General features: G+C 57.2%; 20 protein-coding genes. 9 read left to right on the top strand and 11 right to left on the bottom strand.

Annotated features, from left to right (window positions below; all coding sequences use genetic code 11):
- Positions 1-9: 9 nt before the first annotated feature.
- The 4 genes from FEM03_RS12650 to FEM03_RS12635 all read right to left on the bottom strand — a co-directional run bounded on the left by FEM03_RS12650 (position 10) and on the right by FEM03_RS12635 (position 3,799).
- Complete coding sequence (locus tag FEM03_RS12650) at positions 10-846, bottom strand: DpnII family type II restriction endonuclease (protein WP_138086624.1); 837 nt, start codon at positions 844-846, stop codon at positions 10-12.
- Positions 843-1,925, bottom strand: coding sequence for a DNA adenine methylase (locus FEM03_RS12645; RefSeq protein WP_206170987.1), 1,083 nt, complete (start codon positions 1,923-1,925; stop codon positions 843-845). Before FEM03_RS12645 ends, FEM03_RS12650 begins: the two co-directional genes overlap by 4 nt.
- Positions 1,926-2,068: 143 nt before the next feature.
- Positions 2,069-2,356, bottom strand: coding sequence for a translation initiation factor (locus FEM03_RS12640; RefSeq protein ID WP_138086623.1), 288 nt, complete (start codon positions 2,354-2,356; stop codon positions 2,069-2,071).
- Between the two features lie 54 nt (positions 2,357-2,410).
- Positions 2,411-3,799 (bottom strand): alkaline phosphatase, encoded by a 1,389-nt coding sequence (locus tag FEM03_RS12635; RefSeq protein WP_138086622.1) that lies wholly within the window; start codon positions 3,797-3,799, stop codon positions 2,411-2,413.
- Positions 3,800-4,033: 234 nt separating this feature from the next.
- Between FEM03_RS12635 and FEM03_RS12630 the strand changes: the two genes are divergently transcribed.
- From FEM03_RS12630 to FEM03_RS12605, 6 genes are all read left to right on the top strand, one after another.
- Positions 4,034-4,672: a sterol desaturase family protein gene (locus FEM03_RS12630; protein ID WP_138086621.1), complete on the top strand. Its 639-nt coding sequence runs from the start codon at positions 4,034-4,036 to the stop codon at positions 4,670-4,672.
- Positions 4,673-4,851: 179 nt separating this feature from the next.
- Positions 4,852-5,901, top strand: a complete 1,050-nt coding sequence (argC, locus tag FEM03_RS12625) for an N-acetyl-gamma-glutamyl-phosphate reductase (RefSeq protein WP_138086620.1) — start codon at positions 4,852-4,854, stop codon at positions 5,899-5,901.
- Positions 5,902-5,934: 33 nt separating this feature from the next.
- Positions 5,935-7,215, top strand: coding sequence for a bifunctional glutamate N-acetyltransferase/amino-acid acetyltransferase ArgJ (argJ, locus tag FEM03_RS12620; RefSeq protein WP_166442822.1), 1,281 nt, complete (start codon positions 5,935-5,937; stop codon positions 7,213-7,215).
- 11 nt (positions 7,216-7,226) lie between these two features.
- A complete protein-coding gene (argB, locus tag FEM03_RS12615; RefSeq protein ID WP_240772761.1) occupies positions 7,227-8,123 on the top strand; it encodes an acetylglutamate kinase in 897 nt (298 codons plus the stop codon).
- 263 nt (positions 8,124-8,386) lie between these two features.
- Positions 8,387-8,863 (top strand): hypothetical protein, encoded by a 477-nt coding sequence (locus FEM03_RS12610; protein ID WP_138086619.1) that lies wholly within the window; start codon positions 8,387-8,389, stop codon positions 8,861-8,863.
- Between the two features lie 58 nt (positions 8,864-8,921).
- Positions 8,922-9,437 carry a DUF3592 domain-containing protein gene (locus tag FEM03_RS12605; RefSeq protein WP_166442820.1) on the top strand — a complete coding sequence of 172 codons (516 nt, stop codon included), beginning with the start codon at positions 8,922-8,924 and terminating at the stop codon, positions 9,435-9,437.
- Here FEM03_RS12605 and FEM03_RS12600 read toward each other — a convergent pair.
- Both FEM03_RS12600 and FEM03_RS12595 read right to left on the bottom strand, forming a co-directional pair.
- Entirely contained in the window at positions 9,367-9,708 is a 342-nt protein-coding gene (locus tag FEM03_RS12600; protein WP_138086617.1) for a hypothetical protein, read from the bottom strand. The two genes, FEM03_RS12605 and FEM03_RS12600, sit on opposite strands and share 71 nt — an antisense overlap.
- Positions 9,709-10,163: 455 nt before the next feature.
- Positions 10,164-13,589 (bottom strand): FHA domain-containing protein, encoded by a 3,426-nt coding sequence (locus FEM03_RS12595; RefSeq protein ID WP_138086616.1) that lies wholly within the window; start codon positions 13,587-13,589, stop codon positions 10,164-10,166.
- Between the two features lie 119 nt (positions 13,590-13,708).
- Here FEM03_RS12595 and FEM03_RS12590 point away from each other — a divergent pair, with 119 nt between their 5' ends.
- The gene (locus tag FEM03_RS12590; RefSeq protein ID WP_240772760.1) at positions 13,709-14,518 is read left to right on the top strand and encodes a hypothetical protein; all 810 of its coding nucleotides are present in this window, start codon (positions 13,709-13,711) and stop codon (positions 14,516-14,518) included.
- 49 nt (positions 14,519-14,567) lie between these two features.
- Positions 14,568-14,993, top strand: a complete 426-nt coding sequence (ndk, locus tag FEM03_RS12585) for a nucleoside-diphosphate kinase (RefSeq protein WP_138086615.1) — start codon at positions 14,568-14,570, stop codon at positions 14,991-14,993.
- A gap of 52 nt (positions 14,994-15,045) precedes the next feature.
- Here ndk and FEM03_RS12580 read toward each other — a convergent pair whose 3' ends face one another.
- From FEM03_RS12580 to FEM03_RS12565, 4 genes are all read right to left on the bottom strand, one after another.
- Positions 15,046-15,906 carry an ABC transporter ATP-binding protein gene (locus tag FEM03_RS12580; RefSeq protein WP_138086681.1) on the bottom strand — a complete coding sequence of 287 codons (861 nt, stop codon included), beginning with the start codon at positions 15,904-15,906 and terminating at the stop codon, positions 15,046-15,048.
- Complete coding sequence (locus tag FEM03_RS12575) at positions 15,906-17,474, bottom strand: hypothetical protein (protein ID WP_206170986.1); 1,569 nt, start codon at positions 17,472-17,474, stop codon at positions 15,906-15,908. The genes FEM03_RS12580 and FEM03_RS12575 overlap by 1 nt, the downstream gene beginning before the upstream one ends.
- Positions 17,474-19,474: an ABC transporter substrate-binding protein gene (locus tag FEM03_RS12570; RefSeq protein ID WP_138086613.1), complete on the bottom strand. Its 2,001-nt coding sequence runs from the start codon at positions 19,472-19,474 to the stop codon at positions 17,474-17,476. The genes FEM03_RS12575 and FEM03_RS12570 overlap by 1 nt, the downstream gene beginning before the upstream one ends.
- A 70-nt stretch (positions 19,475-19,544) precedes the next feature.
- Positions 19,545-20,846: a Gfo/Idh/MocA family protein gene (locus FEM03_RS12565; protein ID WP_240772758.1), complete on the bottom strand. Its 1,302-nt coding sequence runs from the start codon at positions 20,844-20,846 to the stop codon at positions 19,545-19,547.
- 154 nt (positions 20,847-21,000) lie between these two features.
- Between FEM03_RS12565 and FEM03_RS12560 the strand changes: the two genes are divergently transcribed.
- On the top strand, positions 21,001-21,294 hold the full coding sequence (locus FEM03_RS12560; protein WP_138086611.1) for a hypothetical protein: 294 nt from the start codon (positions 21,001-21,003) through the stop codon (positions 21,292-21,294).
- Positions 21,295-21,352: 58 nt separating this feature from the next.
- Here the strand turns inward: FEM03_RS12560 and FEM03_RS12555 are convergent, their stop codons facing one another.
- A complete protein-coding gene (locus FEM03_RS12555; RefSeq protein WP_138086610.1) occupies positions 21,353-22,747 on the bottom strand; it encodes a Gfo/Idh/MocA family protein in 1,395 nt (464 codons plus the stop codon).
- Positions 22,748-22,835: the final 88 nt, after the last annotated feature.

The raw sequence follows: 22,835 nt of genomic DNA, 5'->3' as shown, positions 1-22,835 counted from the left end.
GATGCAGAGTTAAATTTCCGCTTTTAACGTTTCCAAATCTTCGCGCAACTCTTCAGACATCGATTTGGTGTATATTCTCTGTATTTTCCCTTCATTTTGTAGTCTAATCAGCTTACGAAGGTCACTTGGACGTTGCTTCCATGTAATACCATCCGTCACTAACAAAAGCACCGTATCGTGTCTTTTTTCTTCTACAATCCTCGCAATGTCGCCCAACACATCTGTTTGTTTGCTTCCAGTAGCGCCGTAAGCTTTAACTTCGATTAGAATGCGTGGGTCCATTGCTGAGGGCACGCAAAAATCGGCTTTTTCCGTGCTGCGTCCGTTGGCGCCAGTAAAACGATGTCGCACGGCGACTTCTTGGGATACAAACACTGATTTGACAATTTCTTCTACAAAATCCTCCATGCCGCGACCGCGCGTCTGGCCCTTGATGGCACTGCCACGTCCTCCCTTCAGTCGCTCGACCAATACATCGGACCAGTGAGGCGGATGATGGATTAGTGTCGACATCTTTTCGCAAAGACCCATGGAGTCGAGGGCATTTAAGTAGGCGGGCGGATCCGATAGATATCTTTTTATCCCGATACCGCCTTCGCCCATAGCGTCCCTCATACGGTGGGTGAAATCATCTTTAGAGAGATCTAAAAATAGCCTGATGGTTGTGAGTGCGGTGGCGAAATCCCCCGCCAACAGGGCCGCTACATCAGCAGCTTCATAGGTCGGTTTTTTCGGCAGATTTTTCAGGGCCAAAATCACTCCTTCGGCGTGTGGATCGAGCCAAGACGCCTCAATGGGAATAAGAGATGCGACAATTTCTTCGAAGGTCTGTCGATAACGTTTCATGAAGTTCCGATGATAAGATACTCTTGCACTAAGTTGCGTTTGGATGCTTCATGGTTTCCAAAATGATACCGATGTGTTTTTTCAAACACATCAACCGACGATTTGTAGCGTTGCATCAACTTTCTCAAGCTGCCGAGGTCCGGATATGCATTGGACGAGTAAGAAAGCACAAGTGTAGAGTCAGCAAATTTCCTAAACAAGCGATCAAAAGCATCAAGTGCAGTGTGGCGATAGGCGAATGGTGTGAAGGGTTTGGTGATTTTTCGCACCTTGGACGTTGTCATGATCTCCTTATCCTGCCAGTAGCAAGCCAACCCTTCAAGGAAGTGGTAGCGTTTCATGTAACAGTTATCATCAGCTAGTGGAACATAGGGAGGATCCATGTAGACAAGGTCGTTACCCACTAAGACATCAAACACATCGCCTGATGTTGAGGTGTTGCGTTTCCCGTTGCTAAAAACAGCGGAGTTGTAGCACCCAACCTGCTCAATAAAATGTTCTCTCAGTGTCAGTTTGAGATCCCTTCTCCCGTCTTTATAACGCTCGGGATCACCGGCCACAGTAAATAAACCACGCGGTTGCCGTTTAACAGCAGATCGAAGAATAGCTGCGATCGCAATCGATTGCTTCATTGGGGCGTCCATGCACCGGATCCCCGCCCATAAATCATCCAGGAAAACAAGTTCTTCATTTGTATAAAAGATCCCTTGGAAAGTCTGACGAATAAATTCCTCGCTTTTCCCCCTCGCTTTTGCACCGAGCAGTTCCTCCAGATCATTCTCAGTCAAATGAGTTGTATTGTTTGCAATAGTTGCCGTTGAAAGCACTGACGGAAACGCCAAGGCATCGTTGCTGAACACCTGCTTGCGCATGGACTTGAATAAATAGGACACCACTCCAGACCCCGAAAATGCATCCGTCACCGACTCGAACGGAATGTCGCTTAACACCTCGTGAATCCAAGGCAATAGTTTGAACTTGCTCCCCATATACCGGAACCTGGGAAATTTAACCATCTGGTCGGGAAGACCGCCGAGAGCGCTTAGAATAAAAGGGTGCGATTCGGTCAGCAATTTCATAGGTGAAGGCTACAGCAATATGTTCATAAGAACAATGGAAACCTAGGGTTTGTCATCCCTGGAAGCTTATCGTAATACTCCGACTGGTGAAACCGTTTTCCTCAATCGTTTTGTAGGGCCAAGGAAGACGATGACGCCAATCATCACTTCACCCCCCGCACTTCGAAACCTTCGGCTTCGAGAACGGTGCGAATTTTGGCGGCTTGGTCGCCCTGAATTTCGATGCGTTTATCGCGCACGGTGCCTCCGCAACCACAGGCAGAGCGGACGCGTTTGGCGATGGTTTCAATGACTGACAAAGGGAGGTGAGTGGCGAAGTCTTTGATGACGATGACGGTTTTGCCGCCGCGATGCGCGGTTTCGCGTTGGAGCACAACGCGACCCATCTTCCACGTGTGTTGTGGTGATGCAGGATCGTCTTTGGGGTTCATCAGAGGTTGGGCGTCTTGGGAGGCGGGCTGGAGACCGCCTTTCCTTATGCAAATCTAAGCGAGAGCCATGGCCTTGAGAACAAGATCGTGGATTTCACGGTTTTCCATGTAGGCGGGAAAGTGTTGGGAGCCGGGTCCGAGGGCGCAAAATTCGACGAGTTCTCCGGTGTGGTTGCCGCTGGTCCAGCCGATGCCGTGGTATTTTTGAAACACGGGGGCGACGGAAAGCTTGAGGCCCTGGAGCTCCTTGAGATCTTTTTCGTCGAACCTGATGCCGGTGTGTTGATGGAGGGTGTCCCCGAGTCGGGGGCCGCTGAGTCCATCGACGCCTTGTTGTTTCATCCACTCGAAGGAATGTTTGAAACCGCGGATGCGCTCGAAGGCGGCGTTGCTGGCAGAGTAGACGCCAGGGTTCATGGCTTGTTTGTCGGTCGGGTTGACGCCGTTCATCTGAATGCCGCCGCAGCCGTGGTCGGTGGTGATGATGAGCAGGGTGTCGGGATGTTTGTCGATGAATTCAACGACGGTGCAGATGGCGTCATCAAACGCGAGCTGGTCGTGGATCGAGGCGGCAGCGTCGTTGTGGTGTCCGGCGTGGTCGATGCGGGCACCTTCAACCAAGAGAAAAAAGCCATTGGCCGAAGGGGCGAGGCGGTTGAGGGCGACTTGGGTAAGTTCTGCGAGGGTGGGGACCTCGGCGGCGAGCTTGGCGTCGTGGTTGCGGTCGATGGTGAAGGGAATGTGGCTGTCGCTGAACAGGCCGAGCAGCCGGTCGGTTTTGCCAGCGGGCAGTTTGAGCAGGGCGTCGCGATTTTGCACCAGATCATAACCGGCGTCGCGATACCATTGACAGAGCTGGGGGCTGAAAAATTTTTGACCGCCTCCGAGCAGGACGTCGACTCGTCGGTCGAGGTATTGGGTGGCGATGATTTCTTCACTGGCGCGGCTTTCGGCATTGGCGGCGAAACCGGCGGGGGTGGCGTGGGTGATGGTGGCGGTGCTGACCAGGCCGGTTTTGAAGCCAGCTTTTTGCAGAACCTGATGCAGCGGAGTGGCGTGGCGTCCGTCGTGCAGCACGTTGATCTTGCCGTTCTGAACGCGATGCCCTGCACCCCAAGCACTGGCGGCGGCGGCGGAATCGGTGACGATGCTGTTGGCCGAGAAGGTTTCCATCAAGGCACGAACGATGGGGCGTTCGCGATAAAGCTGGGTCCAGTGGGTGGATTTTTGTTCGAAGAGGGACCGGTAATTTTTGGCAAGGGTGAGGGCACCGTGATTCATGCCGTCACTGACCATGAAAATGACGTTACGCGCCTTGCCCGAGTTGCCGTCCGCTTTCCGGCTGTCGTTGGCGACCAGCGCGGCTTCCGAGCCGAACACGGCGGAGGCGAGAACGGACGCGCGCAGAAAGTCGCGACGAGATGAGGAGGCAGGAGCGGTCATATGGGAAGCGGGTGACGGATTTTACTTGTAGAAGGGGCCTCACGTCCAGCCTACATACAACGAGGCTGGAAGAGCGGCTTTGTCGGGGTGGAGACAAATATGTCACAATGTTGACCATCGCACGCGCCGACTGGCTAGTGATTCCTGTTGCCAAATCGCGAAATGGAGGGTAACTTTTGCGCTCCTCCGGCGGGCAAATCCCTGTTGGAGCCCAGATACAGTTACTGACTCCACATGCAATCTTTCTTATTTTGGTCCGCAGTCGGATTCGCCATTTCGGTGGTGATGACTTCTTTTTTTGAATGGGCGATTCATCGTTTTGTGATGCACAAGCCAGTTGGCAAGTTTGATTATGCTTTTCGTGCGCATGCCGTGGTGCATCACAAGGTTTTCAAGGCGGATCACACTTATCATTTGGTAAAGGAGTCGGATAAGGAAACCATCCCGATGGCCTGGTGGAATGGTCCGGTCTTGATCATGCTGGCGCAGATTCCGATGCTGCCGGTGGCGTTGTTGGCGGGTCAGTGGGCGATTCTTGCCGGATCATTGACGGCGGTGACCGGCTACTACGTCGTTTACGAATACATTCACTGGTGCATGCACCTTCCCCGCAAACGCCACATTGAGCGTTCAGGCATTTTCTTCCGCCTCAATGGTCACCATTTGTTGCATCACCGTTACATGCACAAAAATTTCAACGTGGTGTTCCCTCTCGCGGATTTTTTCATGGGCACCTTGCTATTGCGTTCGAAGATCAAGTTTGCGCAGGCACGCGGACCCTCGGTTCCCAATGTGCAACCGCATGCCGAGGTGCAGCCTCCCACGGATCATGAAGCGCCTGAGGGTGCGGCTTTGCCAGCTCCTGGCATCTGAGGATAATCGGATCAAAGTCAGCGTTCATTGAAGTGGTGGAAGCCCGTGCCCGGATGGCATCGGGCTCAGATTAGAGTTTAAGGGCTGAATGTTTGGTGCCTTAAGTAGTCAGTGAGCACAAAGCACCGCAAATCATCTTGCGCGAAAGGCGCATCGCAGCATCTTCACGGCTCGCTTTCATGTCTACCAAAGTTAAAGTCGCCGTCGTCGGAGCCAGTGGTTATTCTGGAAGGGAATTGTTGCGTTTGTTGCTGTTGCATCCGCAGGCGGAAATCGTGGCAGTGACATCGCGGGCGCACGCGGGCAAGCCTCTGGTGGCGGAGTTTCCTCGCTGGCGCGGGGTGGCCAATGCGGATTCGCTGACTTTTGTCGCTCCCGACATCGCGGCTCTCAAAGCGGCGGGAACGCAAACGGCGTTTTTGGCGTTGCCTCACGGATTGGCGCATGAATTTGCAGCTCCGTTGTTGAATGCGGGCATTCAGGTGATTGACCTGAGCGCGGATTTCCGGTTGCGTAATGCCGCGCTATACGAAGCATTTTATGGGCATCCTCATCCGGCTCCTGAACTGCTGTCGCAAGCGGTTTATGCATTGCCCGAGTTGAACGGAGAGTCGATTGCCGGTGCTCAGTTGCTGGCGTGTCCGGGGTGTTATCCGACCAGCATGCTGGTGCCGCTGGTGCCTTTGTTGCGGGCGGATCTGTTGGAGAACAGTCCGATTTCCGTCGCCAGCATGAGCGGCGTGAGCGGAGCCGGGCGCAAGGAGAGCGTGCCGTTTTTGTTTTGCGAATGCAACGAGAGCGTGCGCAGTTATGGGGTGCCGAAACATCGTCATTTGAGTGAGGTCGGCCAGGAACTGGATCGCGCTGCCGGACGACATGTGCGGATATCTTTCGTGCCGCATCTGGTTCCGGTGAATCAGGGTATTTGCACGACGATTTTTGCAGCACTGCGCGAGGGCATCACGGCGGGTGATGTGGAGAAGACATTGCGTGGCACTTATGCAGGCAGGCCGTTTGTGCGGTTGCTCGGGACCAATCAATGTCCTGACACCAAGAACGTCACGGGCACCAATTTTATTGATGTCGGCTGGTCGTTCGATGAGCGCGCCGGGCAGCTCATTTTGATGAGCGCGGAGGACAATTTGATCAAAGGCGCGTCTGGACAGGCGGTGCAGAATTTTAACCTTGCCCATGGTTTTCCGGAAACTACAGGTTTGGTGCTTGGATAACCTGCCGCGCGGCATTTCAGGAGCAATTTTATCATGAGCAAGCTGGCATCACAGGAAACGGAACTGGTCTTCAAGGACATCCCTGGTGGAGTAACGGCGGCTTATGGTTTTCGTGCGGGGGCGATTTCGTGTGGCATCAAAAATCCCGACGCGACGCGTCTCGATCTCGCGCTGGTGGTATCGGATCTGCCAACGGCGACCGAGGGTTGTTTTACGACGAACCGGGTCAAGGCTGCCCCGGTGCGGGTTTCGCAACAGCACATCAAAACGGGCGACATTCGTGCTGTGGTGGCCAACAGTGGCAATGCCAATGCCTGCACGGGCCATCAGGGGATTGCGGACACCAAAGCCACAACGAAAGCGGTAGCCGAAGAGTTGGGCGTGAGGATGCGGCAGGTGCTGGCGTGTTCAACAGGAATCATTGGCATGACCATGCCGATGGGGCGGATTCTTCCTCGCATTCCCGAGCTGGCGCTGGCGATCAGTGCAGATGGATCGGATGCGGCGGCGGCGGCCATCATGACCAGCGACACCAAACCGAAGACTTATGCGGTGGAAGTGGAGTGTGAGGGGGCGACGTTTCGCATTGGCGGCATTGCCAAAGGCGCGGGCATGATCTGTCCCAACATGGCGACAATGCTGTGCGTCATCACGACCGATGCCAAGGTTGATCCCGCTGAACTGAAGCGCGCGACGTTGGCGGCGGTGGAGCAAAGTTTCAACCGCATCACCATTGATGGCGATACCAGCACCAACGACACGGTGATCGTGATGAGCAACGGTGCCAGCGAGGCTCCGGTGATCAAGAGTCGTTCGGCCTGCACCCCGATCTTTCGTGCAGCGCTGCGTCATGTGATGCGTGAGCTGGCCAAGATGATGGTCCGCGACGGCGAGCGAGTAACCAAGTTTGTCGAAATCCGCGTGCAGAACGCCCGCACCTATCAGGACGCCAAGAAGGTGGCGGAAACGGTGGCCAAGTCGTTGCTGGTGAAATGCTCGTGGCATGGTGGCGATCCCAACTGGGGCCGGGTGATTCATGCGGTGGGTTATTCAGGTGCCCGCATCCGGGAAGAGTTCATCGACATTTATTTTGGCGGACTGATCGCTGCGAAGAATGGGCTTGCCAGCACCACGCCGGTGCGGGAACTGGAGAAAGTCACCCAGCAGCCGGAGTTTGCCGTGACCATTGATCTCAATTTGGGAAGCGCGAACTATCACGTGTTCACCACCGATCTCAGCGAGGAGTTTGTCGATTTTAATGCGGCAGAATACTCGGCGGCGGTATTTGCAAAACGGCAGACGGGACTCGTCTGATCCAAAATTCTTTGACCAATACTCCATTGAATCTCGACTCCCACATTCGCAAAGCCGACGTCTTCCTAGAAGCGTTGCCCTACATCCAAAATTTTCGTGGCCAGACCTTTTTGATCAAGGTCGGCGGCAGTGCCATGGAGGAGCAGTCGCTGGTGGAGAGCCTGCTGCGCGACATCGTGTTTCTTGAGGCGGTGGGGATCAATCCGGTGCTGGTGCATGGGGGTGGCAAGGCCATCAACAAAGCCATGAAAGATGCCGGACTGGAGGCAAAGTTCATCGCCGGGATGCGGGTGACGGATGCGGAGACGATCAGCATTGTCGAGGAGACGCTGGCGCGGGTGATCAATCCGGACCTGGTGAAGCGCATCAAATTTCTTGGGGGCCGTGCTTTGGGATTGGCGGGCACCAGCGTTTTTCAAGGCAAACGCATGCTCGCCACGGACCCAGCAACAGGCGAAGAGCACGACGTCGGCTTTGTTGGTGAGGTGGTCGACTGCAACACCGAGGTGGTCGAACTGGCCGTCGCGGGGGAAGTGGTTCCGGTGGTTTCTCCAGTGGCCCGTGAAGTGGGATCGGCCAACACACTGAACGTCAATGCCGACATCGCGGCCTGTGCCTTGGCGAAGAAGCTGAAGGCACACAAACTGATTTTCCTCAGCGACGTGCTGGGGGTGATGCGTGATCCGAAAGACAACGGCACTTTGATCCCAACGCTAAACACCGACTTTGTCGGCCAGTTGAAACGCGAAGGCATCATCTCAGGCGGGATGATCCCCAAGGTCGATAGTGCGCTCGATGCCCTGCGCGGCGGGGTCGGAAAAGTTCACATGATCGACGGTCGCATTCCCCATTCTGTTGTGCTGGAGATCTTTACCGACAAAGGAATCGGGACCGAAATCGTGCTCTAGGATAAGGCCCTGGGAGTGGTGCCGTTCCATGTGACCGACATCAATTCAGAGCAATACGTCTTGGGGTTGAAACATCGAACCAAACGACGGCGCAACTGTGCCAGCAACTTGGTGAGAGTCGTGGTGTGGGGATGGATCATTTCCAGTAGGATTCGCACAGACCCTGGGGGAATCAATGATCGTATAAAAACGGTCACGCGGGAATTCCGCCGCCCGGTGTTTGGGGGTTGTCAGCATGAAGGGAGTGTTTTATGAAGAGTGGTATGAAGGGGGCCTGGTTTGTTTTAGCGGCTTTGCTGGTAGGTATCCAGTGGCTGGGCTGGGGATGGCTTGGTGGGGAGGTGCCGTTGCAGGCGCTCATGATGCTGGCGGTGCCGATGGCGGTGCTGCTGGGTGGCGCGTTGTCCTGGTGGTTTTACCGGGATCGTGAGGGAGTGGTGTGGATGGTGGTTTTGTGGATTGGGTTGGTGGGCCAGTTGATGTATGCACGGCGCAATACCGATTCGCTTTTTCAGATGGCGATGTCGGAATTTTTGGGAAGGAAGGTGGGTGGGCTCGAAGCTCATTTGGGGGGTGGCGTTTTTTTGTTGGGTTTGGGGTTGGTGTCGCTGATGACGGCATGGGGGCTGGCGCTGTTGATGGGGCGACGGAGTTTTTTGAAGGATGTGCTGGAAACGTTCGGAAGATGGGATGGGAAGGTGACCGGCTGGAAGAAAGGTGGAGCGAATGAAAAAGAGTAAGCAAGGCGGGAGGGGGCTGAAAAGGGGTTTGACCATCAGGGGGGCCTGGGTGGTGACAATGACGTTGCTTTTCGGGGGTGGTTCGATGTTGTGGATGGGAGTGGCGGGCTTGTGGCCGGCGATGCGTTCAACTTCGTGGCCGTCGGTGGAGGGGCGGGTGGTGGCAACGCGGGTAGTATCGGAGTATCACTCGAAGGGCGCGCGGCCTGCGGTGGGGGTGGTTTACCGCTATGAGGTGGACGGGATGGAGTATCGCGGGGAGCGGTTTTCGCATTCGTCAGCAACGCCGGGTGTGCCAGAGGCGGATGAAGCTCGGGCGCGGCAAGAGTTTGGGACGCAGGCGGCGTTTGCGGCTTGGCAGCCTGGGAAGCGGGTGAGGGTTTATTACGACCCGAAGGATCCGGCGCAGGCGGTGCTGATGCGGGGCAGGGTGTGGGTGGGTTGGGCGCTGACGGGGCTGGGGTTGGGGGTGTTTTTTATTGGATTGCTTGAGTGGCGGCGGATCAGGCGGCGGATGAAGGTGGAGAGGGAAGGGGGAGGTTGCGAAGATGCTCAAGGATCTCAAGCTGGATGAAGATGTCGCAGGCGGGGGCTTTGACGAAGACGAGGTAGCTATCGAGTGGATCGTGGACGGTGAACTCGTGATGGAGGAAGGTGAAGTCTAGCCAGCCTTCGGTGATATCGTCGGTGACGAACCTGGTGATGGTGAGTTCGTCCAGGGTGGCGAGATGGGAGTGGATGAGCGACCAGGGGTGGCGGATGGGGAATTCGATGAAGAGGCGTGAGCCGTCGGGCATGCGGTGATCGACGAGTTTGACGAAGGGGTCGGGTTGAGGGATAGGCATGGGATGTGGGGCGGGTGGACTCCCTGCTGGAATTATTGGAAACGGTCGGCAGGTTCAGCAGCGGGATAAAGAAAATCCATCGCTTTCAGGCCTCAATGAGCGCCAGTTGAAATCTTCAATGAGAAAACCATCGTGGAATATCTTAAAGCCTTTCTAAAAACTTCATTGGAAGTCTTGATCATGCTTTTTCTTACGGGAATCTTACTCACCTTTTTAAGGCCTAATTTAGAGATGATGAGTGTAGTAGCGCAGAAGGTATTTTTGTTGTTACTGATGTCGCTTGTCTTTTATATTGGATTTATCCGTTTTAAGCAGCGCGTCAGATAGGCCTTATATTGAGCTTTCCCTTGTCCGCCAACAGCTTCCCGCATTGATGGAAGTCTATAATGTAGGGCTCACTTTTCGTCCGTTAAAGGGCACGAAAGCTGTCATGCTGGGTGAAACGATGTCGCACATCACGCTTTGACGTCGGCTTTGCGGAGGACCACGGAGGACCCGTTGGGGCTTTGGTAAAGGTAGCCGGGGCGGATGGTTTCGCGGATGCGGAGGGGGGCGTCTTCCGGGGCTTCGCCGATCAGGTTGATGCGATGGTAAAGGGCGGCATCGGCTTCAAGACCCGGGCGGATGGTGAATTCGTTGACGTTGTGCTGGGCGAGGATGTCCTCGAAGGACTGGCGCAGCGATTGGAGCTGATCGACGACATCCGCGTTTTCGTTTGAGGAGGAGTAACGCTGGATGACGAAGTCGAGCAACTCGAGGCGGTTGATGAGGTCGTGGGCAAACAGGATGACGGTCTGGCTGTCGGTGCCGGTGGCGAGTTTGTCGGCGAGGAGCTTTTCTTTCTGCTGAAGCTCGGTGACGCGGCTGGTGCTGCTGGCGAGTTCGGTTTTGGCTTTGGCGAGGGCCTGTTGTGCCTCGGCCTCTTTGTTGCGGGCATCTTCCTGTTGTTGTTCGAGGGCCTTGGTCTGGCGGGTGATGCGTTCTTCGAGGCTGGTGACCTGGACACTCAGAGCGGCTTCTTTTTCGGTGGTTTCGTTGAGCTTGGCGGTGCTGTCTTTCTGGCGTTCCTTGGCGAGGCCGAGGGCCGCGGTGATGGTCAGCAATTGATCGCCCTCGTTCAATTCGGTCTCAAGACGAGTGGTGTTGGCGGCGATTTCCTTCTGAAGTTTTTCAAGGGCGGAGCTGCTCTCTTTGAGGGCGGACTGGGCTTTGTCGTTGGCGTCGCGTGCGCTTTTCTCGTCGGTTTGAAGCTGGGTCAGGCGTGTTTGGGTTTCCTTGGTGCTGGTCTGCAGGTTGGCCTGTTCTTCTTCGAGTTTGGTTTTGCTCTCTTTGAGCGTGGTCAGAGATTGCTCGAGTTCGGCTTGCTGTTTCTGCAGTTCGGCGAGTTTTTTGGCGGCAGCTTCAGCTTCTTTGGTAGAGTCGGTGAGCCGGGTTTGTTCGCTGGTGTTTTGGGTCAGGAGGGCGGCGAGGGCGGCTTGGGCCGTGGTGATTTCGCCGGTGATGAGGGGAAGTCGGCTGCGGGAGGATTTTTCTTCCTCCTGAAGTTTCGCGAGCTGATCCTGGGCTTTGTGGTTGCGGTCGACGAGGTCGGCCTGGTCTTTTTCGAGCTTCGCCGTGTTGTCTTTAAGGGTGGCGATGGTTTGGGTGAGATCGGTTTCCTGCTTTTGGAGTGCGGCGATTTTTTGAGTGGACTGCTCGATGTCGTCGTTGAGCTTTGTGAGCCGGGTTTGCTCGCGGGTGCTCTGTTCGAGGAGGGCTTGATGAGAGGTTTTGGTGGTGTTGAACTCGGAGGTGACGGCGGCGAGCTGGTCGCGTGAGCTCTTTTCTTCACCCTGGGTTTTTTGCAGGTTTTGCTGGGTGTCTTCGAGAAGGGTTTGGACGGTTTTCAGGTCGTTTTCCGTCGTGTGGATGCTGGCGGTGAGCTGACGGTTTTTTTCTTCGCCGGCTTTGATTTGCGCGGTGAGGCTGGCGTTTTTCTCAGTCAGCGTGAGTTGATCGGCGTTGAGCTGGTCGATAGCGGACTGAAGTTCGTCGCGCGTTTTTTGGAGGGCAGAGACGGCGGTATCCAGCGTTTGTCTTTCCTGGGTGACGGATTCGACCTGCTTGAGGATTTCGTCGAGTTTTTGTTCGGTCGGTGCGAGCTCGGTGATGCGTGCCTGGGTCGCGGTGAGTTTCGCGGTGGCTTCCTGATGGTTTTTTTCGGCGGCGCTGGTTTCTTCGCGGTGGGTGGCGAGGGCGAGGACAAGGGCCTGGATCTCGGCGGTGGTTTTGCTGAGGGCGGACTGCTCGTCGCTGAGTTCCTGCTGGGTGTTTTTGAGTTGGGTCTCGGCGGCGCTGAGGTCCTCCTGGATTTTGGTGAAGGCCTCCTGGGCGGCTTTTTCGCCGGCGAGGTTCTTCTCCATGGCCTCGGTGCGTTCCTTGAGGCTGGCGATGTCGGCTTCCTGATCGCGGATGCGCGTCTGTTTTTCCGTGGCGGTGGATTCGAGATTGGCCAGGGTGGCTTCGAGATCGGTGCGCTTGCTGGTGAGGGTTTGCAGCAGGGTGTTTTGGGCGGTGCTGAGCTCGGTGATGGAGGCGATAAGGTTGTCTTTTTCCTCGCGTTCCTGAGTCAGGGAGATGAGCTGCTGTTCGGTCTTCTGTTTCTGCTCTTCGAGAGCCTGGAGGGCGACCGTGGTGTCTTTGAGGCGGTTGTCGGTGTCGGACAGGGCCTCGACTTTGAGCATCGTCTCGGCCTCCGATTTGCGGGCGAGTTCGAGCTTTTCCTCGGCGGTGCGCAGTTCGGATTGTTTGTCGGAAAGGGTGTGGTCGAGCGCGGCGATGCGTTCGTTGAGGGCGGTGGTGCTTTTGGCGGCGTCGGCGCGCAGCGTCTCGAGCTGGCGTCGTTCGTCGGCCAGCTGTTTGTTGACGGCATCAAGGGCGGCCTGCTGTTTTTTCTCCTGGGTGCGGGCGGCTTCAAGGGCCTGTTGACGTTCGAGGAGGGAGTCGTTGGTCTTTTTGAGCCGGTTGTCGCGTTCGCTGAATTGATTTTGCAGAAGGGCGAGGGCGGCGTTGAGTTCGAGCTGGCGCGATTCGTTGGCGCTGAGTTCCTGTTTGGTGGCCTCGAGTTTGTCCAGATCGCGCTGGTGGGCGGCGGTCTGTTTTTTGAGCGATTCGAGTTCAGTCCGGACGGCGGCTTCTTCGGCTTGAAGCGCTTCCAAAGCGTCCCGGTTTGGGGCGGGCACTGGTGCTGCAGCGGGAGCGATGTTGTCTGCCGGAGGGTCGGTTCTGGAGAGGGCGACGGCGGGGGGAGCTAAGGTGGTGGAAGGGGCCACGGGAGTAGATGCGGCGGATGCCTTGGAAATGCCGGGGGCTGGCGGGCTTGGTTTTGAGGTGCCAGGTTTTGACGTCGACGAGCCTTTTAGGGCGGTCGGTGCGGGGGGGTGGGAGCTGGCGGCCAGGGGTTTTGGAAAGAGGACGGGTGCCGGAGCAGCGGAGGCAGTTCCTTGCAACATCATGGTGGAACTGCCGTCCGGTTTGGGAGGAGAGGTGGAGACGGAGGGGAAAGGTGTCGGGACAGGAGCAGGTGCAGGAGCAGATGATGGGGAAGGGGAATCCAGCAGCACGGCGTCAAGTTCCCCGAAGCGGATCTTGTCTCCGACGGCGATGTTGATGCGCCGGATGCGTTCGCCGTTGACGAAGGTGCCGTTGGTCGAATTTTTATCGACCAGTTCGTAGTAAGTCTGGTCCGGGTCTTTTCTGACGAGTTCGGCGTGAAAGCTGGAGACGAAAGTGCTGTCGACGTGGATCTCGTTGCGTTGATCGCGACCGATGGAAATGCGTTGGGCGTTGAGTTCGTGGATGAACTCTTTACCGTTGTTTAGGGTGAACGCCAGACGGGGCATGAGCTGTCTTTGATGTGAGGTTGCTTTTGGGTGCGATTGGATCTTTGGTGGGGGTTGGACGCTGCCTTCCGCGCAGAAAGCCTACTTGAGGCGATTATGGAAACGAATCAATGCGAAACATGAAGAGATCATTTACATTTTTTGACCCATCCGTGCGGTTTCTGGCGGTGATGGTGGCAGTTTTGGCTCCTGCGTTTTTGATGGCGCAACCGGCGTTGAGTGGCGGGGATCTGGATCGTGTGGGCAAAAGAATCTGGCAAAATGAGTGCGCGGGCACAGTGGAAGGTTTGACGAGCTGGAACACGGGGGAGAATTTTGCGTCGTTGGGAATCGGTCACTTTATCTGGTATCCTGAAGGCGTGGAGGGACCGTTTGAGGAAAGTTTTCCGAAACTGGTGCAGTGGCTGGGTTCGCGTGGGGTGAGGCTGCCGAATTGGCTGGCTGGGATGCGTGATTGTCCCTGGCCAACCCGGGCGGCGTTTTTGAAGGACAGTCAGGGTCCGTGGCAACGGGATTTGCGCACCTTGCTGGCAGCGACAGTGCGGGAGCAAACCTTGTTTATCATGCACCGGCTGCAACAGGCAGAGCCGAAGTTTCGTCAGGCGGCGGGTCGGCAGGGGGAAAAGGTGGCGCGCAACATGGCGCTGCTGCGGATGTCGGCAGCGGGGAATTTTGCGATGATCGATTACGTAAACTTCAAGGGCGAAGGTTTGAATCCGAAGGAACGGTATCGTGGTGAGGGTTGGGGATTGTTGCAGGTGCTGACTGCGATGGAGACTCCAGATGCGGCGCGGGCACCGGCGGCATTTGCAGCGGCGTCGGAACGGATGCTGGCGCGACGGGTGGCGAACAGTCCGCCCGAGCGTGGAGAGAAACGTTGGATGGCGGGCTGGGCGAACCGTTGCCGGGCTTATGGCAAGCCGTTTTGATGCTTGCGGGCTTGACGGAAGGCCGGATTGACCGTATGAAACGCGCCCCATGCCCGAACAAACCACTCTCATTCTCCTCAAGCCAGACGCTGTTTCCAAAAGCTTGTGTGGCGAAGTGCTCAAGCGTTTTGAAGGCGAAGGCTTTCGCGTTCGTGGTCTCAAGATGTTGCAACTGACGGATGAACTCTTGAAGGAACATTACGCGCACATTGTGGAGCGTCCGTTTTTCCCTGACGTGGTGCAGTTCATGAAAAGCGCTCCCGTGGTGGCGCTGGCGTTGAGCGGTGAGGAAGTGATTCCCCGTGTTCGCGACTTGCTCGGACCGACCGATTCACGCAAGGCCGACAAAGGCACGATCCGTGGTGATTTTGGTGAAGATTCGATGATCAACGTGGTGCACGCCAGCGATTCTCCGGAAGCTGCGGCGGCCGAGTTGAAGCGCTTCTTCAAGGACGGCGAGATTTTCGCTTATTGATCGGATTCGATCGATGTTGGGGAACTGGCGCGAAATGCGTGTGTGTTCCCTCTCAAAGTGCCGCTTCGACGGCGGCGTAGTCGATGGTTTGCAGCTTGTCCTGCTGGACCCCGAGTTTAGGGACGCAGGCGATCAACGCTTTCGTGTAGGGGTGCTGGGGATTGGCGAGCACTTCCTCAGTCGAACCGCTTTCGACGATCTGCCCCCGGAACATCACGGCCACTTTGTCGGCGATGTTGCGGATGATGGCGAAATTGTGGGTGATCAACACGATGCTCATGCCGAGACTGGTGCGCAGGTCGGCGAGCAGGTCGATGATCTGTTTTTGAATGGTCACATCCAACGCGGTGGTCGGTTCATCGGCGATCAGCAGCTGTGGCTGGCAGCACAGGGCCATGGCGATCATGACGCGTTGTTGCATGCCGCCGGAGAGTTCGTGGGGATAGGCGCGCAGGCGTTTTTCGGGTTCGACGATGCCGACCTTGTAGAGCCACTGGATAATTTCCTCGTCGAGATTGGTCACGTCGGGCCGATGCAGGCGCAGAGCCTCGGCCATTTGGGTGCGAATGGTTAATACCGGATTTAACGAGGATGACGGTTCCTGGAAAACGTAGGCGATTTCTTTGCCGCGCATGCGGCGCAGGGCCCGCTCGTTCATATTCAGCACGTCGTGGCCGTTCACTCGCAAAGTTTTCGCAGTGATTTTGGTTTGTGGCTCAGGCAGCAGTCTTGCCAGGGACAAGGCAGTGACGCTTTTGCCGCTGCCGCTTTCGCCGACAATGGCCAGGCTTTCACCGCGCAAAAGTTGCAGATCAATGCCTTTCACCGCCAGCACCGGCTCCTGCCGATAGCGCTGAAATGCGATCTTGAGATCTTCAATCTCCAGCAGTGGGGTGGAATCCGGCGCAGGCATCATTTTCGGGACGTGGACGTGGTGACAGGAGGTTGAGTCGAGGGGATCGGTGGTCCGCCAAAGCCAAACCCTCGCGCGAACCATTGGAAACACAAGCACCAAAAGGCCACCCAGCAGGCCGGAGCGAGAGCGGGCAGGGGATCATCCAGGACGGAAGCGGAATTCGCATGCACCAGCGCGCCCCAGGCAGGATCCGGCAAACCTTCAGCCAAGCCAAAGCCGAAGAAGGTCAGCAGGCTCATCCATATTAAAGCGGAGGCGGCCATGCGGAAAAATCCGGCACCAAGTGAGGGACCCAGCAGACGTGATGCGTGCCTCCAGAACTGGAGCCGGACATTGCCTCCCATCATCCTTGATGCCATCATGAATCCCGATTGCCGCACGCGCTGCAATTCTCCGCGGGCCTGTAACCATTCTGGAAGGGCGAGGGCAAGTGCCAGCAATAAGAGAAGCGAGCCTTCGACCGGCAGCAGCAAGGCCACCACCACCCAGGCGACGATGGCCAGGGGGCTGAACAATCCGAGCACGACAGCAATCCAACCGAGTGCTGCAAGGGTGAGGGCCGTCTTCAGTTCGCCCCAAAGTGGAGCCAGCGAAGGCAGCCACCAACTCTGATCGACGCCCCACCCAGGAGCGCTGGTCAGCAAGAGCAGCAAGACAGCACCCGCGATCCAGGGGCCGCGACTTTTGGGCAGTCGCAGTCGAGTCAGGCGGCCAGTTGCAGCCAGAGGTTTTTCCAGCCATGCAAAAAGGGCGAACCAAAGGGCCAGCAGCATGCACGCCCCGTAGATGCCGGCGGCGAGCGAGGTGGATTCCCGTTGTCGCAGTGCCTCTGCCATGAAAAGCCCCCAGCCATCCAGCCTGAAAACTTCTTCCACCGGGATGGAAAACGCCAGACACAGCGCCGCCACCGGCCAGGCCAGACGCACCACGTGTGGCCACAGGCGCGGCACCCAATGCTGACTTCGAATCAGGCGGTTGGAACAGCCTCTCGCCCGCAGCGACAGGGCCAACGGTTGTTTCCAAAGGTAATCGAGGCGCAACAAACAGGCACGCAGTGTCAGCGCAAAAACCGGCAGGGCCAAGGCGAGTGCGGGGGCGAGAATCGACCACAAGGCGCGTCCAGACTTCATCATCCAGGAATCCAAGTCGGCACCCGGTCGACTCGGAAATAAAGATTCCACGGGCAGTCGCCACACCTGCACCAGCAGGAACAGCAATCCCAACGCCCACGCCATCGGGGGAATTGCTCCCAGCGTGCGTGACGTCCAGCCGATCACCAGTCGCAATGGTCGCCACCACCCGGCCAGCAAAACCGCGACCGCGAGGCCAAAACTCATTCCCGTCAGCATCGCCAGCGTGACCAGCAAAAAGGTGCGGCACATCCGCCACAAGAGCACTCGCAGCGAACCATCGCCCTCGCCTCCAACCGGCAGCACGCCGCTCAACAAACGCAAGGCATCACCCGCACTTGCTCCGCCCGATCCGAGCACCAGCAAGGCAACCAGTGCGCCGATTACAAAGGTCAACAGTGGCAGTCTTTTCGGATGGGCAGGCAATCTTTCCATCAGCGCTGCGCCTCCAAAATCTGGCGAAGGTTGAACCCATTCCCAATCTGCGTTTCAGGCAATGCATTTTCACGGAGCGCCACCACGTTGCCTCCAGCAAACAGCGACAAAAAGGGATGCAAAGCCAGCAGCCGGGTTTCCAGATCTTGTGCCAGTTCGCCAACCTTGACCGGGTCCTGCTCCACCCGCAGCGCCGTCAGCAGGGTGTCCAATCCACCGTCTTCAATCCCCGCGAAATTCATGCCGCGCCGCGCCCGGCTCGAATGCCAAAATTCCATCTGATCCCAACTGCGCTCAAAGTTCAATCCCATCAAAGCCGCATCGAATTGTCGCGACGGAAGCTGACGATCCAGCATCTCGTCCCATGGCACCGCCTTCACCACCAGCTCCACCCCCAACTCACGCCACAGTTCCTGCAGGCGGGTCGCCAGATTGATTCGCTGCGCGTTGCCTGCCACGGTCAGCAGTTCGATCCGCAGCGCGCTTCCGTTTTTGCTCAACATGCCTGCCGCATCCGGCACCCAACCAGCATCATACAACATCTGCCGCGCCTTCGCCCGATCCACTGCCTGATTGGGCACATTGGCCGCGAACCACAAACCTGGTTGAAAAATGCCTTCCACCACCGAGCCCTGCCCTTGCAACCATTCCTGCACCAACGCTTCACGATCCAATCCAAGGGCTAGCGCTTCGCGCACCCGCAAGTCATTCAGCGGGGCCTTGCGACAATTCCACATCACCAACAACCGGTTGCGCGGCGGTGCGGAGCGCAGGGTGACGCCACGTTCCCGATCCAACATGGCCGTGCTGCCAGAGCCGGGCCAGAACACATCCACACGATTCATTGCAAATCCGGCGCGAATCGACATGGGATTCTGATCCAACAAAAACTGCACGCGTGCACCGCCGCCTTTGCGGCTGAGGAACAGCGATCGCTCCACATCACCATCCAGCTGAAAAATGCCCGCTCCCACCGGCGGCAGATCGATAAACGGATTCTCGCCCGCTGCCACCCGCTTCGCATAAGCTTCTACCCAACGGTGCGGCAGCACTGGTAAATCCACGAAAGCCATCAGCGCCGGACCATACACCTCACGAAACGTCACCCGCGGCCTTCGCGGAGCGGAAGTGTCCCATGCTTCGATCAAACGCAACGCCTCCACCCCGTCCACCGGCCAGCCCTGACTGAGCACCAAGTTCACCGAAGCTTCCACGTCTGCCGCCGTCACCGCTGAGCCATCTTGAAACACCGCGTCTTCGCGCAACGCCCACTCCAGCCTCGGCCGGTCCTGCATCGGCACCCGCCGGACAAACCTCAACCTCGCTTCCAGGTCCGGGAGGTTGCGGAAATACTTGTTCAACTCCTCGAAAAATTTCACGGTCTCCCCGCTCACCTGAAGTTCATAAGCCGTGGATCCTTCAAACCGCACACCTTTCACCTGTGCCGCTTCCACCGCACCGCTCATGAAAAACTCATGATGTTCGCGTGCCTCGCCATTCAACTCCACCCGCAGCACTTCGACCGGCAGGGGACCAAACTCGGAAATCAACTCATGCACCGCCGGTCCCGTGGTGGTGTTGACCGCGCTCAATTGCAACCGCAACTCCGCGTCGACCGCAACGGCTTCCTGAAGCTGCCACAACTGCCATTGTTCGGGAGACAAAGCCTTCAGTTTTGCGGCCGCTTTGGTGGCAAACGACGCATTCGAAAACCAGAAACGCGTTTGCTGGGTCCATGACCACGAACTTGCCAATGCTCCTTCCAGTTCTCCAGTCGCGCCAATTCGCAGCAAAGGCTCATGCACCAGCGCCGCGACTTCGCGATCGACCGTCGTCATGGGCAAAAAAGGGTTCAACGTCGGCGGCACGCCTTCGCCCGACGCCACCACCAGCTCGTCTCCGCCGGAATCACGACTCGCCACGGATTGCAGCGCCGCCCAAACGATGAGCAGGGCCAGCAAGGTCGGAAGTCCAAAAATGATCCATCGCGTCCAGAGCATGCAATAAAAACGCACCCTACCTGCCCGTGCTGAAAAAGACAAGTCGCTTGAACAACCGTTGTTGGGTCAGTCAGAGTGGCAGCGAGTAAATGCGCTGAAAAACATGCTCCAGTCCTTGTTCGGCTCGCGTGGGATCGATGATGGTGATGCCATCGTCGCCGAAGCGGGCAGTGACCGGTGTGCCCTTGCCCTCGTTGAGGTATTTGAAGTTGAGGTCGCGCACGATGGCGGCGGCATGGATGATCGCCGTGCTGATGCGGGCGTCGGCGGCGGTGGGGTAGATGGTGGCAACGTCTGACGGCGAATCGTTGAAGCGGGCCACGCGACAAATGGCGGCGACGCAGGCGGTGAGGCTGTCGACTCCATAACCGAGGTAGGCGCTGGAGCCATCGGGACGGGGGATGTCGCGGGTGAAGTGGTTGTTGCTGGTGCGAGAACCGCCACCCTGATTCCAAAACCGGAAACCGCGGTATTGCTGATCGCTTTCCACCTTGCCATCGGTGCCGACGATTTCGTGGCCTTGATTGACCGGGCCTTCGAAATCGGAGGGGGTGATCCAGTTGTTGTGAAAATGAATGCTCATGCCGTTGGCGTAGTCCACGCGGACCTGCACGGCGTCGTAGGCATCAATGTTGTCGCGAATGAGCCGTCGTTTTTGTCCAACGGCGGTGAGGGCGACGGGTTTGCTACGGTAGTAGTGCCAGATGAGATCGGTCCAGTGCGGGCCCACGTAGCTGAAAGGATCGCTGGATTCGACCCATTTGAAGGTGGAAGCGCTGACTTCCAGCGGTTCCTCCAGATAGGCGGAGCCGTAGAGTGGAGTGCCGATGCGATGTTGGATGTCGTGGCGGATGCGCAGGTGATCGGGATCATAGCGTTTGTGCATGTCGACGGCGACGATGCACTTCTTTTGCGCGGCGAGTTCGATGATGGTGTCGGCCTCGTGAATGCTGAGGCACATCGGTTTTTCGGTGATCACATGCACGCCACGTGCAAGGGCGGCAAGGATCGGTTGGGTGTGCAGATGATCGGGAGTGGCGACGGCGAGAATGTCGAGATCGGGCACGGCATCGAGCAGTTCAAGCCAGGGCTCGTCGCCATGAAAGATGAGGGGGCGGTGGCCTGTCGAATCATGAAATTGCGTCGCTGCTTTGACGGCGGACTTCTCTGTGCGGGCGGCGATGGCGGTGAGTTCGAAGTGCAGTGGGGCGAGGTCGCGGGTCCAGGCGTCGAGACCGATGCGCGCAAGTTGTCCACCAATGCCGAAGCGCTGCAGATCTGCATAGGTGCGGGCGTGGACATCGCCGCCGAACATGCCGACGCCGACGAGGGCAATTTTGATGGGTTGGCTCATGATTTTGTGTGTGCGCATGAGCAGCATAAAATGGTCGCCGGTCAGATGGCGAGCCTGTGGCTAAATAAATTTTCATTCATCTTGTCGAAACGGCGTGGGAACGGTGTCAGTTTTCGCGGATCAAGTGACGACAAGACCTTGTGCCTTGTGCCAATTGAGTTTATCAATCGGTATGTCCACGCTTCGAATTCTTGGTATCTGCGCCTCCGGCTTGCTGGCTTGCTGCTCATCTTCACCGACCCCTGGCGGCATTTCGCGGACGCAGGAGTTTAATCCATCGACCAGTCAATGGGTGACCAGTGAACGCGTGGTGGTGACCGCCCCGGCACAGCTTGCCAAGCCAGTGGCAGTGGCTGAGACGGCTCCGGCTCCAGATGGAACAGAGGAAACGCCCGAGCCCGGCCTGCTGAAAAAAACTGGCGGAGCGCTTAAGGCTCCGTTCAAGTGGATTCCGGGCGTGAATTAATTTCCCAATTTGGGGGCCAGCCAAAGACTGAACCACCAATCAGGATGGCAAAAGCTTCCTAGACAGCGTCAGCATATTCGCGATCACGAAGTTTGCCGGGGATGGGAACCGGGTAGCGGCCTTCGGCGTTTTCGCGAATCGGAGCGGGTCCGTCGAGGGTGAATTTGTCGGCTCCAGGCGCGAACTCGTGGGGGCAGTTGAGCATTTGATCGTAGGTGATGATCTGTCCGGTATGCGCTGCCATGCGACCCATGCAGGTGACCAGACTGGCTTTCACCCCGCGCTCCATTTCGTTGTAGTCTTCGTTGTTGCGGATGGCCGCAAGGAAGTCGTCCCACTCCAATTGATACGGGTTTGGCTCGGGCTGTGGGGCGCTCCACACGCGATCTTCAACTTTGCGACCAAGGCCTTTGAAGATGGCGCTGCGGGCTGGAAGGTGACCGGCATTCGAGACGATGGCATTGCCTTTGGTGCCATGGATGTGCGTGGAAAATTCGTTGCGGCAGCCGGTGATGTTGCGGCCTTCGAAGAAAAATTTGCTGCCGTCCTTCCAGGTGTATTCGACCGAATAGTGATCGAAGTTCTGGTCGACAAACTCGCCGCGATCAGTGCGTCCGCCGCTGGCCTGGGCTTCAACCGGCCAGTCATTTTTCATCCAGCAGGCTTCGTCGATGTTGTGAATGAAGAAGTCGCTGTAAGCACCACCGCTGGCCCAGAGGAAGGAGTGGAAACGCTGAATCTGCCAGATCAGTTCCGGGGTTTCCGGGGGGCGTCGTTTGGAAAAGCAGGAGGCAACCGGTGCCTGCATGCGATAGGCGCGGGCGAGAACGATGTCGCCGATTTCGCCATCCTGAACACGATTGTAAAGATCTTTGCGCACCTTGCAGTGGCGGCACATTAGGCCAACAGCGACTTTGAGCCCTTTCTTTTTGGCTAGCTCGTTCAGCTCCAGCATGCGTTTGGACGTGGGGCCATCAACGGAAAGAGGTTTTTCCATGAAAATGTTGATGCCGCGTTCGATGGCGTATTGGTAATGCACCCAGCGGAACGCCGGAGGGGTGGCGAACATGGCAATGTCGCCGGGCTTGAGCACGTCCACCGCTTTTTTGTAGGCGTCGAAGCCGATGAATTTGGCATCCTCCGACACGGACATCTTGTCGGGATGCTTTTTGGACAACGCATCGTGCGCCGCATTGAGCCGGTTGGGCTGCACATCGGCCATGGCAACCAAACGGGTGGGCGCCCCGTTGACGGAGAGGGCGTTGCTGGCGGCACCGCCTCCACGTCCACCACAGCCGATCAAGGCCATGCGCACCGTGTCATCCACGGCGGCGTGAACATGGGGGAGCGTGATGCCCGACAGCACGGAAAGTCCGGCGGCTGTTTTGGTGGTGGTTTTGAGGAAATCGCGTCTGGAGGAGGATGATGAGGGGGAGGAAGCGGGAATATTCATGTCGATGATCGTGCGGGCAATTGGCGGGAATGGATTCGCATGCAATGGCGTCCATCAGGTGATGGGCTTCCTTGCATGCGATCAAGCG

This window comes from Phragmitibacter flavus, assembly GCF_005780165.1.
In the GTDB taxonomy this organism is placed as follows: domain Bacteria; phylum Verrucomicrobiota; class Verrucomicrobiia; order Verrucomicrobiales; family Verrucomicrobiaceae; genus Phragmitibacter; species Phragmitibacter flavus.
The sequence above is the reverse complement of the archived record's forward strand: the minus strand, read 5'-3'. Positions and strand labels throughout refer to the sequence as shown.